Here is a 13,217-nt window from a genome sequence, read left to right as displayed (position 1 = left end):
GCTCGCCATGAACACCGCCGCCGCTTTTGCCGATTTCCGCACCTACCCGTTGATCAGCGCGTTGACCGCCGTGCACACCCTGGCGGACCGAATTCAAGTGCAGTGGGCGGACGCTCGGGTCAGCCCTTTTCATCATCAATGGCTACGGGACAACTGCCCGTGCCCGCAGTGCGTCTACACGGTGACTCGCGAGCAAGTGCTGGAAATCGTCGATGTCGCGGAAAATCTGATCCCCGACAGCGCTCGAATCGATGCCGAAGGTTGCCTGTGTATCGATTGGCAGGACGGCCACCTCAGTCGCTTCGACCCGGGCTGGCTGCGAGCTCACGCGTATGACGATGAGTCCCGCGCTGAACGCCGAGCCACCAAACCGAAAAGCAAGCTGTGGGACAGCCAGCTAAAGCTGCCGGTGTTCGACTATCAGGCGTTGATGGACGACAACGATGCCTTGCTGCAATGGCTGCTGGCCGTGCGCGACATCGGCCTGACCCAGGTTCGCGGTGTACCGACTGAGCCGGGCTCGCTGAAGCTGATCGCCCAGCGGATTTCGTTCATCCGCGAGAGCAATTTCGGCGTGCTGTTCAACGTGCAATCCAAGGCCGACGCAGACAGCAATGCCTACACCGCTTTCAACCTGCCGCTGCACAGCGATCTGCCCACTCGGGAGCTGCAACCGGGGCTGCAATTTCTGCATTGCCTGGTCAATGACGCCGACGGCGGCGAGAGCATTTTCGTCGACGGTTTTGCCATCGCCCAAGCCTTGCGCCAAGAAGATCCCGAGGCGTTTCAAGCCTTGTGTGAAATTCCCGTGGAGTTCCGCAACAAGGACCGCCACAGCGACTACCGCTGCCTGGCGCCGATCATCGCCCTGGATGCGTTCGGGCAGGTGTCGGAAATCCGTATGGCAAACTTTCTGCGCGGGCCGTTCGATGCTTCAGTCGAGCAGATGCCCAAGCTGTATCGCGCTTACCGTCGCTTCATTGCAATGACCCGCGAGGCGCGCTTCCGGGTGATGACGCGGCTCAAACCCGGTGAGCTGTGGTGCTTCGACAACCGCCGCACCCTTCATGCACGCAATGCGTTTGACCCGGCAACAGGCGCCCGGCATTTCCAGGGTTGTTATGTCGACAGGGATGAGTTGTTGTCGCGGATTTTGGTGTTGCAACGCTAGACCGCGTCATCGTTCATCGCGGGCAAGCCACGCTCCCACAGGTTATTGGCAAGTCCTGTGGGAGCGTGGCTTGCCCGCGATGGCGTCTGCACAGGCAACACAAAACGCTCTGATTCACAGGCAAAAAAAACCCCGATCAAGCCGTGACAGGATCGGAGCTGAGGAGGGTACTGTTGAGGAGCTGTTGCGCGAGGGTGACCAAACCTTCGTGAAGCCAGCTGAATCCAGTGTGCCCATTCCCTTGCATGGCAAGTTAGCCGAAAACGACATGTTCATAGGTATTGCGGCCATTGCGACAAATCGTCCTTGCCGCCATCCCCAGCCCCTACCAGAATCGAGCCACGACACCGTTCCCTGAAGAAGGATTGCGTCATGATGCACGCCGATTTGATTGACCAGGAAGACCTGTTGGGCCAACTAAAATCGTTGGGTTTTCAAGTACCGAGCGGCTCCACAGCCGAGCAGGCTTGCGAGTGTGCCGTGCGAGGCTTGAACGATGAGCGGGCGATGACGCTGCGCACTATGGTGAAGCAGATGTACACCAGCAGCGCGACCATCCTGCCGGCCGTGCGCCAGGCGATCGACAAGCAATTGCTGCCGGCGTTGGCGGAGTATCAGCAAAGCCGTAGCGCCTGATAGACCCAATCGCGGGCAAGCCCGCTCCCACAGTGATTTTGCGTCGTATACACAATTGATGCATTGACACAGAACCTGTGGGAGCGGGCTTGCCCGCGATGAAGGCGCCTCGGTTTAGAGCCTTACGCTCGCAAACGTCGACTCATTGCGCGCCTGACTCAACGCCGACAGCGGCCCGGACAATGGCGACAGCACCAGTGCTTGCGGCAGCGGCATCATCGCCACTTGTTGCGTGGTGTTGGAACCCACGCGCTCGTCGCGCGGCGGAATGCCGAAATATTCGCGGTAGCACTTGGAGAAGTGCGGCGTGGACACGAACCCACATACCGACGCCACTTCGATGATCGACATCGGCGTTTGCTTGAGCAGTTGCCGAGCGCGGATCAGGCGCAGTTTCAGGTAGTAACGCGACGGCGAGCAGTGCAGGTATTTCTGGAACAACCGCTCCAGCTGACGACGCGAAACAGCGACGTACACCGCCAGTTCGTCGAGGTCGATCGGCTCTTCGAGGTTGGCTTCCATCAACGCCACGATTTCCTGAAGCTTCGGCTGGTTGGTGCCGAGCATGTGCTTGAGCGGCACGCGCTGGTGATCCTGCTCGTTGCGGATGCGCTCGTAGACAAACATTTCCGAGATCGCGGCCGACAGTTCACGACCGTGATCGCGGCTGATCAGGTGCAGCATCATGTCCAGCGGCGCGGTGCCACCGGAGCTGGTGAAACGGTTGCGATCGAGGGTGAACAGACGGGTGCTCATGGCCACCCGCGGGAAAGCTTCCTGCATCGACGCCAGGCATTCCCAGTGCACGCTGCAATCGAAACCGTCCAGCAGACCTGCGCAAGCCAGGGCCCAGCTGCCGGTGCAGACCGCGCCGAGACGACGGTGCTGACGCGCCTGGCTTTGCAGCCACGACACGTGTTCTCGGGTAACAGTACGCTGAATACCGATGCCGCCGCAGACAATGACAGTGTCCAGGGGAGGCGCTTTGTGCATGGAGGCGTCGGGGGTGATTTGCAGTCCGTCACTGGCCCAGACCTGACCGCCATCGACGGTGAGTGTGGTCCAGCGATAAAGCTCGCGGCCGGACAATTGGTTGGCCATGCGCAGAGGTTCTACTGCAGAGGCCAGAGAAATAAGCGTGAAATTGTCCAGCAGCAAAAAGCCGATGGATTGAGGCGCACGGTTCTGGGGTTGGGCCCCGGAGTTGAACGTCGTCATCGCGGTATCTCCTCACACAAAGCGGGTGATGGCCTCAGGCGGAGGCTCTTTTTATTGCCATCGTTCTCGCGTGGGAGACGGGCTTTGTAATGACAGAGCAATTGCCATGCCTAAAATTGAATGCGTGTTCAATAACTCCTGAAAACGACGTCGCGATGCGTCTAGATATGGCGCGCAGAGATAAGAGGTCATAAGTGCCATTAGAGGCCGCAAACCCGCTACCCCGTTGCCTGTGAGCAAATCGGTAGCACTTGTGGGAACAGGGCTGCGACGCTCCAGGGGAGAGTGTCACCGCAAGCACAGGTGACGGACGGTCAGGCTTGAATTGGATCCCTGACTGGGGGAGACAGGCTTACCTGTTTGCGACGCGCTAAAAGGTTGCGCGGTTTTGGTGCGGGTGTTCACTTGGTGCGCAGTTTTGACTGGTCTGGCCCCTTCGCGAGCAAGCCCGCTCCCACATTTAATCAGCGTCGTGCACAAATCCAATGTGGGAGCGGGCTTGCTCGCGAAGCAGGCGACTCGGTATTACTGATTCAACACTCAACCGCGCTAACCGCTAACCCACCGCGCGATGTCTCTTTATATTTGTCGTGCATGTCGGCACCGGTATCACGCATGGTGCGGATCACCCGGTCCAGCGAGATAAAGTGCTGACCGTCGCCGCGCAGCGCCATCTGCGCCGCGTTGATCGCTTTCACCGCGGCAATCGCATTGCGCTCGATGCACGGCACTTGCACCAGGCCGCCCACTGGGTCGCAGGTCAGGCCCAAGTTATGTTCCAGGCCGATTTCCGCCGCGTTGCACAGTTGCTCCGGTGTGGCACCGAGAATCTCCGCCAACCCGGCCGCCGCCATGGCGCAGGCCGAACCGACTTCACCCTGGCAACCGACCTCGGCACCGGAGATCGAGGCGTTCTTCTTGCACAGAATCCCCACCGCCGCGGCACTGAGGAAGTAATCGACCACGTTGGCGTCGGTCACTGCCTCGCTGAACTTCATGAAGTAGTGCAGCACCGCCGGAATGATCCCCGCCGCGCCGTTGGTCGGCGCCGTAACCATGCGCCCGCCAGCAGCGTTTTCTTCGTTGACCGCCAGGGCGAACAGGTTGACCCACTCCATGGCGCTCAGGGTCGAGCCGATCACGTTGGGCTTGTTCAGTTCTTGCAGGCTGCGGTGCAATTTGGCCGCGCGACGACGCACATTCAGGCCACCGGGCAAGATGCCTTCGTGCTTGAGGCCTTGCTCCACGCAATCTTGCATCGCCCGCCAGAGTTTCATCAGGCCGGCGCGAATTTCCTCTTCGCTGCGCCAGACTTTCTCGTTGGCCATCATCAACTCTGCAACGCGCAGGTTGTGCTGCTTGCAGAGACTGAGCAGCTCGACGGCACTGGAGAAGTCGTAAGGCAGCACGGTGCTATCCAGATCCACCACGCCGCTGGAAGCCTGTGCCTCATCGACGACAAAACCGCCGCCGATGGAATAGTAGGTGTCGCGATGCAGCTCGCCGTGATCGCCTTCGGCAACCAGGGTCATGGCATTGGGATGGAACGGCAGGTTCTCGTCGATCAGGCGCATGTCCCGGGCCCAGATGAACGGGACCGACAAGCGACCGTCGAGCAATAGCGTGTCGGTTTCACGCAGGGCCGCGATGCGGATGCCGATTTGCGACGGATCGATTGCATCCGGCCATTCGCCCATCAACCCCATGATCACCGCGTTGTCGCTGCCGTGACCGATGCCGGTGGCCGAAAGCGAACCATAAAGCTGAACTTCAACGCGCCGCACCTGCTCCAAAAGTCCCTGTTCACGCAAACCTTGCACGAACAGCGCCGCGGCGCGCATGGGCCCCACGGTGTGCGAACTGGAAGGGCCGATGCCGATTTTGAACAAGTCGAAAACGCTGATAGCCATTACTGCTGAACTCCTGGATGTGCCTGCTCCAGGCGCAAAAGCGCCCAGTGACGGAGCTGCTACGCTCAAGCTGCAATCCGCCGAGATGGCCGCATCATCAGGCTTTTGTCATGTCGCTCAACGTCTCACACCGACGCACTCATGCCCGCTAGCGCCGCAGGCCGCTTACGCAGTGTTTTCGCCGTTTTTTTGCGGATCAGCGGGGCAAAACGGGCTGAAAAAAGCTGTAAACGACGTTACCGACACTGGATGCGACCATCCCTGTACTGGTTACGACGCACCCTGTAGGCGTCAGATTTTCACTGGTACATGATCGTATCGACTCGATTGCAAGGCGCCGTGGTAGAGCTGTCTCCAAAACGCCATCCAACCGCAACAGATAAGTGCGGTGGTCCAGTCGGAACACTGCCAAAAAAAACACCAAGGAGTCGCCCCTTATGAAAGGTTCCCCGTCGTTGTTGTTGGCCGCCATGCTGAGTCTGCCGTTTCTGGCTCAAGCCGCAGAACCGGCCCAATGCAGCACCGTAAACTTCTCCGATGTCGGCTGGACGGACATTACCGTCACTACCGCCACCACCAGCGTCGTTCTCGATGCCCTGGGCTACAAGACCAAGACCACGATGATTTCCGTGCCGGTGACCTACAAGTCCCTGGCCGACGGCAAGAACATGGACGTGTTCCTCGGTAACTGGATGCCGACCATGGAAAACGACATCAAGGCCTACCGCGATGCCGGCACCGTGGACACCCTGCGCGCTAATCTGGAAAACGCAAAATACACACTCGCCGTGCCCGAAGAGTTGTATAACAAAGGTCTGAAAGATTTCGCCGACATCGCCAAGTTCAAGAAAGAACTCGACGGCAAGATCTATGGCATCGAACCGGGTAACGACGGCAACCGCCTGATCCAGAGCATGATCGACAAGAACGCCTTCGGCCTGAAAGACGCCGGCTTCAAGGTGGTCGAGTCCAGCGAGGCAGGCATGCTCTCGCAAGTCGATCGCGCCCAGCGCCGCAACACCGCCGTGGTGTTCCTGGGCTGGGAACCGCACCCGATGAACACACGATTCAAGATGAAGTACCTGACTGGCGGCGACGAATACTTCGGCCCGAACTTCGGCCAGGCGACCATCTACACCAACACCCGCAAGGGTTACGCACAGGAATGCAGCAACGTGGGTCAGCTGCTGAAAAACCTGGTGTTTACCCTCGACATGGAAAGCACGCTGATGGGCAACGTCCTGGACGACAAAATGAAGCCTGACGCGGCCGCCAAGGCCTGGCTGAAAAAGAATCCACAGGTGCTCGATACCTGGCTTGCTGGCGTGACCACCATTGACGGTAAACCTGGCCTGGAGGCCGTGAAAGCCAAGCTTGCGCAGCCTTGATTTAGGGAGCATCGCTTACGCCGGGCGAGTTCGCTCGCCCGGGCTGTTTATTTCCTTGCATGCGGACGTTCACTACCATGCTGATTGATCAGAAAATACCTTTAGGCCAGTACATCGCGGGCTTCGTTGAATGGTTGACGCAAAACGGCGCCAGCACCTTCGACGCAATCGCCGTGTCACTGGAAACGATGATCCACGGCGTGACTTTTGCGCTGACCTGGTTCAACCCGCTGGCATTGATCGGCCTCATAGCGCTACTGGCACACTTCATTCAACGCAAATGGGGCCTGACCGTTTTCGTCATTGCCTCCTTTCTGCTGATCCTCAATCTGGGGTACTGGCAGGAAACCATGGAAACCCTCGCCCAGGTGTTGTTCGCCACCCTGGTGTGCGTGCTGATCGGCGTGCCGTTGGGCATCGTCGCCGCGCACAAACCGATGTTCTACACAGTGATGCGGCCGGTGCTCGATCTGATGCAGACCGTGCCGACCTTCGTGTACCTCATTCCTACCCTGACCCTCTTCGGTCTGGGTGTGGTCCCGGGTCTGATCTCGACGGTGGTGTTCGCGATTGCCGCGCCCATCCGCCTGACCTACCTGGGTATCCGCGATGTTCCGGACGAACTGATGGACGCCGGCAAGGCCTTTGGCTGCTCCCGTCGCCAGCTCCTGTCGCGCATCGAACTGCCCCACGCCATGCCAAGCATCGCGGCCGGTATCACCCAGTGCATCATGCTGTCGTTGTCGATGGTGGTGATTGCGGCACTGGTGGGCGCCGATGGCCTGGGCAAACCCGTGGTCAACGCACTGAACACTGCTGATATCGCCCTGGGCTTCGAAGCAGGCCTGGCGATCGTACTGCTGGCGATCATGCTCGACCGTATCTGCAAACAACCCGACGCTAAAGTAGGGGGTGACGCATGAGCATTATTCGCTTCGAAGACGTGGACGTGATCTTCTCCAAAGACCCGCGCGAGGCACTCAAACTCCTCGACCAGGGCATGACCCGCAACGAGATTCTGAAAAAGACCGGGCAAATCGTCGGTGTCGAAAAGGCCAGCCTGGACATCGAAAAAGGTGAAATTTGCGTACTGATGGGCCTGTCCGGCTCCGGCAAGTCCAGCCTGCTGCGTTGCATCAACGGCCTCAACACCGTCAGCCGTGGCAAGTTGTTCGTCGAGCACGAAGGCAAGCAGATCGACATCGCCTCGTGCACGCCAGCGGAACTGAAAATGATGCGCACCAAGCGCATCGCGATGGTGTTCCAGAAGTTCGCCCTGATGCCTTGGCTGACGGTGCGCGAGAACATCAGCTTCGGTCTGGAAATGCAGGGCCGGCCGGAGAAGGAACGGAAAAAACTGGTCGATGAAAAACTCGAACTGGTAGGCCTGACCCAGTGGCGCAACAAGAAACCCGATGAGCTCTCCGGTGGTATGCAACAGCGTGTCGGCCTGGCCCGAGCGCTGGCGATGGACGCCGACATTCTGCTGATGGACGAACCGTTCTCGGCCCTCGACCCGCTGATTCGCCAAGGTCTGCAAGACGAACTGCTGGAGCTGCAACGCAAACTGAGCAAGACCATCGTTTTCGTGAGTCACGACCTCGATGAAGCCCTGAAGCTCGGCAGCCGTATCGCCATCATGAAAGACGGCCGGATCATCCAGTACAGCAAACCGGAAGAAATCGTGCTCAACCCTGCGGACGATTACGTGCGCACCTTCGTCGCCCACACCAACCCGCTGAACGTATTGTGCGGTCGCAGCCTGATGCGCACCCTGGACAACTGCAAACGCATCAACGGTTCGGTGTGCCTGGATCCAGGCGGCGATTCGTGGCTGGACCTGGCCGAAGGCAACACCATCAAAGGCGCACGCCAGAACGGCTCGAGCCTGGACCTGCAGAACTGGATACCAGGGCAAGCGGTTGAAGGTTTGGGGCGTCGGCCAACACTGGTGGACTCCAACATCGGCATGCGTGATGCGCTGCAGATTCGTTACCAGACCGGCAACAAACTGGTGCTGCACGACAACAACAAGGTTGTCGGGATTCTTGGCGACAGCGAGCTGTATCACGCGCTGCTCGGCAAGAACCTGGGGTAAGAAGCAGCAGACACAAAAACGCCGCGAGAGATCGCGGCGTTTTTGTTTGCGGGATATCGGGTCATGCAGTGTTGGAGTTGAAGACCCCATCGCCAGCAGGCTGGCTCCCACATTGGAATGCATTCTCTTGTGGGAGCCAGCCTGCTGGCGATGAAGCCGACGCGGTGCTTCGGACCGAAACACCGCGTCCTCGATTACTCAGCTATAAACCCGGCCAAGCAATTGCCGATGGCTTTCAAACTGATCGAGCACATCACGGGTGATCTGATCCTGAGTGAAGCCCATCAGGTCGTAATCCTGGCTGCCGTTATGCAGGTACACCTCGGCGCGGTAGTAACGTGCGCGCGGTTCATCGGCACTTTCGGCCGACACCGTGTCACTCGCCGCCGCCAGATAACCATCCAGGCTCACTTCATAGACAAAAGGGTTGCCCTCTTCCATCTCGATCCGCACGCCCATGCAGCGCTTGGCCTTGCCCAGCAACGTCTGCACATCCAGGCCCTGAGCACGCAATTGCACAGCCGCGTCTTCCAGTGCCGGGCTGACGCGCTTGTCCATGAAACGCTGAACGATCGACTGGTTCGGTTGCAGATCCAGCTGGGTCAGACGCTCGCTGAAACCACGACGACCACGCGCCGCCAGTTCCGCTTGCTCCTGTTCGATTTGCACGTCCTGGCGCATGGCCTTGTGCAAGCCAAACATGAAGAACACCAGCACCACCGAGAACGGCAGCCCCGCCAGCACCACCATGGTTTGCATGGCTTCGAAGTTACCGGCGAACAACAGACCGATGGTCACCAGGGTGATCACTGCCGACCAGAAAATCCGCAGCCAGTGCGGCGCATCTTCGTCAACATTACCGCCCTTGCAGGAAAGGTTGGCCATCATCACCGCGCCGGAGTCCGCCGGGGTCAGGAACAGCACGAAACCGACAAAAATCGACACGCCGATCACGATCTTCGACGCAGGGTAATGCTCAAGCAACTGGTAGATCGCCATCGACGGCTGTTCCAGCGCCGTCTTCCCGAGTTCCACCGCCCCATGGTTCATCACCAGGTCCAGGGCCGAGTTACCGAAGATCGACAGCCATGCCAGGGTGAAGCCCAGCGGAATCAGCAACACGCCGGCCACCAGTTCACGCACCGTGCGACCACGGGAAATACGCGCGATGAACATGCCGACGAATGGGGCCCAGGAAATCCACCAGGCCCAGTAGAACAGGGTCCACAGGCCCAACCAGCGGTCAGACTTCTCACTGTCGCCTTCGTACACGTAGAGGTCGAAGGTCTTCAGCACCACGCCGTTCAGGTAGTCGCCGATGTTCTGCACAAAGCCGTTGAGCAGGTGCAGGGTCGGGCCGAACAGCAGCACGAAAATCAGCAGACCGCTGAACAACACGATGTTCAAGTTGGACAGGCGGCGAATACCGTTTTCCACGCCAGACACAGCGGCGATGGTCGCCACGGTGCTCATCACGATGATCACGATCAGCAGGTTGGTGTTGCTGTGCTCCATGCCGAACAGGTTTTCCAGCCCGGAAGACACTTGCAGCGAACCAATCCCCAGGTTCGTCACCAGCCCCAGCAAGGTCACGAACATCCCGAAGCCGTCCACCGCATGACCGGCGGCGCCTTTGACCCAACGCTCGCCGACCAGCGGATACAGCGCCGACCGCAACGCCAGCGGCTGGTTATGACGGTAAGCAAAGTACGCCACGGCCAGGCCGACCAGTGCGTAGATTGCCCAGCCATGCAGGCCCCAATGCAGGAACGTCAGTTGCACCGCCTGACGGGCCGCAAGGTTGCTGCCGGCCACGCCTTCCGGCGGATTGAAATAGTGGTCCAGCGGCTCGGATGCACCGAAGTACAGCAAGGAAATGCCGATGCCCGACGAGAACAGCATCCCCGCCCAGGCACCGTAGCTGAAGTCCGGGGTGTCGTCCTTGCTGCCCAGTTTGAGTTTGCCGTAGGACGAAAACGCCAGGCCAACCACAAAAACCAGATAAGCGGCGATCACCACCATGTAGTACCAGCCGAAGCTGCGGGACAACCAGGCCTGGGCAATGCCGAGCATTCTGCCGGCCTCTTGCGGGGCGATGATCAGAATGGCGGTCAATAGCAGGATCAGCGCGGTAGAGGTGTAGAACACCCAACCGTTGACCGTCACCTTCTCGGGTGGGGTCTTTATTAGAGAGGCAGAACTCATGGCACAGATGCTCCAGGCAGTGCGAGAGAAAAACACAAGGCAACGCGTTACCCGACCATTCGGTTAGTTGGCAGCCGACCAGCGGGTGATATAAAGACAGCCCGAAAAAAGCCCGAAACCCCTGAACGCCTGAGCGTGTGGGTTTCGAGCATTTTCAGATGTCGTTTTTCCGCCAACTACGTGTAGGAAAAACCTGTAGGCAGCGACGAATTGTCGCAGATCTTATTCTTTGTTGATTGAACGTTCAATCAAAACAAAATAGACTGGCCTTCAATCCGATAGACGTTTTACGTCCGCCGGAAGGCCTAAGGAGATGTGCAAGATGCCCAAGGTCGGTATGCAACCCATCCGCCGCCAGCAATTGATCGAAGCCACGCTACAGGCTGTCGACAAGGTCGGCATGGGGGACGCCAGCATTGCGCTGATCGCCCGTTTGGCCGGTGTCTCGAATGGCATCATCAGTCACTACTTTCAGGACAAGAACGGCCTGATCGCCGCCACGGCGCAGTATCTGATGAGTGTCCTCAGCGAGAACGTCACCGCGCGCCGTCAGGCGCTGGAGGACACCAGCCCACGGGCTCACCTTCAGGTGATTATCGAAGGCAACTTCGACGCCAGCCAGGTCAATGGCCCGGCAATGAAAACCTGGCTGGCCTTCTGGGCCACCAGCATGCACCACCCGTCTTTGCACCGGTTGCAGCGGATCAACGATCACCGTCTGTATTCCAACCTGTGCTGCCAGTTCCGCCGTGTATTGCCGCTCGATGACGCGCGCAGTGCAGCTCGAGGTCTGGCAGCTCTCATCGACGGTTTGTGGTTGCGCGGCGCGCTGTCGGGAGATGCTTTCGACACCGGGCAGGCGCACCAGATCGCTTACGAATACATGGATTTCCAACTGGCCAAGCAGGTGAGTTAGAGCACACAGAACCGCTCAGCACCTGAACCGCTACCGACCGCGATGCCACTGCTACACGGCTCGCCCGGTGGTTAACGCCAACTAACTTATGCACTTGCGAGGACTTTATGGCCCGTTTCGAACTGCAAAAACTCTACATCGATGGCGGCTACAGTGACGCCAGCAGCGACGCCACTTTCGAAGCCATCAACCCGGCTAACGGTGAAGTCCTCGCAACCGTACAACGTGCGACCAAGGAAGACGTTGAGCGCGCTGTGGTCAGCGCCGAAAAGGGCCAGAAAATCTGGGCTGCAATGACTGCCATGGAGCGTTCGCGCATCCTGCGTCGTGCCGTCGACATCCTGCGCGAGCGCAACGATGAACTGGCCGCCCTGGAAACCCTGGACACCGGCAAGGCGTACTCCGAAACCCGTTACGTCGACATCGTTACCGGCGCTGACGTGCTGGAATATTACGCAGGTCTGGTACCGGCCATCGAAGGCGAGCAGATCCCGCTGCGCACCACGTCGTTCGTCTACACCCGTCGCGAGCCGCTGGGCATCGTGGCCGGTATCGGCGCGTGGAACTACCCGATCCAGATCGCCCTGTGGAAATCCGCACCGGCCCTGGCGGCCGGTAACGCGATGATCTTCAAACCAAGCGAAGTCACTTCCCTGACTACCCTGAAACTGGCCGAGATCTATACCGAAGCCGGCCTGCCAGCCGGTGTGTTCAACGTTCTGACCGGCAGTGGCCGTGAAGTCGGCACCTGGTTGACCGAGCACCCACGCATCGAAAAAATTTCCTTCACCGGCGGCACCGACACCGGCAAGAAGGTGATGGCCAGCGCTTCGGGCTCGTCGCTCAAAGACGTGACCATGGAACTGGGCGGCAAATCCCCGCTGATCATTTTCGACGACGCTGACCTCGATCGCGCCGCCGACACCGCGATGATGGCCAACTTCTACAGCTCCGGTCAGGTCTGCACCAACGGCACTCGCGTGTTCGTGCCGAGCCACCTGAAAGCTGCGTTCGAAGCCAAGATCGTTGAGCGCGTTGCGCGCATTCGCGTCGGTAACCCGGAAGACGAAAACACCAACTTCGGCCCGCTGGTCAGCTTCGCCCACATGGAAAGCGTGCTGGGTTACATCGCCAAAGGTAAGGAAGAAGGCGCCCGCCTGCTGTGCGGTGGCGATCGTCTGACCGACGGCGAATTCGCCAAAGGCGCATTCGTGGCACCGACCGTGTTCACCGACTGCACCGACGAGATGACCATCGTTCGCGAAGAAATCTTCGGCCCGGTGATGAGCATCCTGACGTACGAAACCGAAGAAGAAGTGATCCGTCGCGCCAACGACACCGAGTTCGGCCTGGCCGCTGGTGTCGTCACCAAAGACCTGAACCGCGCTCACCGTGTGATCCATCAACTGGAAGCCGGTATCTGCTGGATCAACGCCTGGGGCGAGTCCGACGCCAAGATGCCGGTCGGCGGCTACAAGCAGTCGGGTGTGGGTCGTGAGAACGGCATCAGCTCGCTGAACAACTTCACACGCATCAAATCGGTACAGGTCGAACTGGGCGATTACGCCTCGGTTTTCTAAGGCGGTATTTGCTTCGCCTGCGAGATCGCTATCGCAGGCAAGCCAGCTCCCACAGGTTTGGCGTCGTTCGCCAAATCTGCGGTGCCCCCGATCCC

Annotated in this window: 10 protein-coding genes; 7 read left to right on the top strand and 3 right to left on the bottom strand. The window is 59.3% G+C overall.

From position 1 onward, the window contains the following. Window positions 1-7 precede the first annotated feature (7 nt). Both AC1RQB_RS17095 and AC1RQB_RS17090 read left to right on the top strand, forming a co-directional pair. On the top strand, window positions 8-1,171 hold the full coding sequence (locus tag AC1RQB_RS17095) for a gamma-butyrobetaine dioxygenase (RefSeq protein WP_063342300.1): 1,164 nt from the start codon (window positions 8-10) through the stop codon (window positions 1,169-1,171). A gap of 372 nt (window positions 1,172-1,543) precedes the next feature. Continuing rightward, the gene (locus AC1RQB_RS17090; RefSeq protein WP_007937979.1) at window positions 1,544-1,807 is read left to right on the top strand and encodes a hypothetical protein; all 264 of its coding nucleotides are present in this window, start codon (window positions 1,544-1,546) and stop codon (window positions 1,805-1,807) included. A 114-nt stretch (window positions 1,808-1,921) separates the two neighbouring features. Here the strand turns inward: AC1RQB_RS17090 and gbdR are convergent, their stop codons facing one another. After that, the gene (gene gbdR, locus AC1RQB_RS17085; RefSeq protein ID WP_008072536.1) at window positions 1,922-3,025 is read right to left on the bottom strand and encodes a choline metabolism transcriptional regulator GbdR; all 1,104 of its coding nucleotides are present in this window, start codon (window positions 3,023-3,025) and stop codon (window positions 1,922-1,924) included. 533 nt (window positions 3,026-3,558) lie between these two features. Beyond that, on the bottom strand, window positions 3,559-4,935 hold the full coding sequence (locus tag AC1RQB_RS17080) for an L-serine ammonia-lyase (protein WP_008072542.1): 1,377 nt from the start codon (window positions 4,933-4,935) through the stop codon (window positions 3,559-3,561). Window positions 4,936-5,372: 437 nt separating this feature from the next. On the opposite strand from AC1RQB_RS17080, the gene AC1RQB_RS17075 reads away from it, so the two are divergent. The 3 genes from AC1RQB_RS17075 to choV all read left to right on the top strand — a co-directional run bounded on the left by AC1RQB_RS17075 (window position 5,373) and on the right by choV (window position 8,421). After that, entirely contained in the window at window positions 5,373-6,323 is a 951-nt protein-coding gene (locus AC1RQB_RS17075) for a choline ABC transporter substrate-binding protein (RefSeq protein WP_007907523.1), read from the top strand. A gap of 77 nt (window positions 6,324-6,400) precedes the next feature. Beyond that, complete coding sequence (gene choW / locus AC1RQB_RS17070) at window positions 6,401-7,246, top strand: choline ABC transporter permease subunit (RefSeq protein ID WP_007907521.1); 846 nt, start codon at window positions 6,401-6,403, stop codon at window positions 7,244-7,246. Further along, entirely contained in the window at window positions 7,243-8,421 is a 1,179-nt protein-coding gene (gene choV, locus AC1RQB_RS17065) for a choline ABC transporter ATP-binding protein (RefSeq protein WP_007907519.1), read from the top strand. The genes choW and choV overlap by 4 nt, the downstream gene beginning before the upstream one ends. A gap of 198 nt (window positions 8,422-8,619) precedes the next feature. On the opposite strand, the gene AC1RQB_RS17060 is transcribed toward choV, so the two are convergent. Next, entirely contained in the window at window positions 8,620-10,569 is a 1,950-nt protein-coding gene (locus AC1RQB_RS17060) for a BCCT family transporter (protein WP_229768770.1), read from the bottom strand. Window positions 10,570-10,948: 379 nt separating this feature from the next. Here AC1RQB_RS17060 and betI point away from each other — a divergent pair, with 379 nt between their 5' ends. Further along, window positions 10,949-11,542 (top strand): transcriptional regulator BetI, encoded by a 594-nt coding sequence (gene betI, locus AC1RQB_RS17055; protein WP_008072545.1) that lies wholly within the window; start codon window positions 10,949-10,951, stop codon window positions 11,540-11,542. 107 nt (window positions 11,543-11,649) lie between these two features. Continuing rightward, on the top strand, window positions 11,650-13,122 hold the full coding sequence (betB, locus tag AC1RQB_RS17050; RefSeq protein ID WP_063342299.1) for a betaine-aldehyde dehydrogenase: 1,473 nt from the start codon (window positions 11,650-11,652) through the stop codon (window positions 13,120-13,122). The last annotated feature ends 95 nt before the right edge of the window (window positions 13,123-13,217 follow it).

This window comes from Pseudomonas sp. GW822-FHT02E03, from assembly GCF_058802325.1.
The sequence above is the reverse complement of the archived record's forward strand: the minus strand, read 5'-3'. Positions and strand labels throughout refer to the sequence as shown.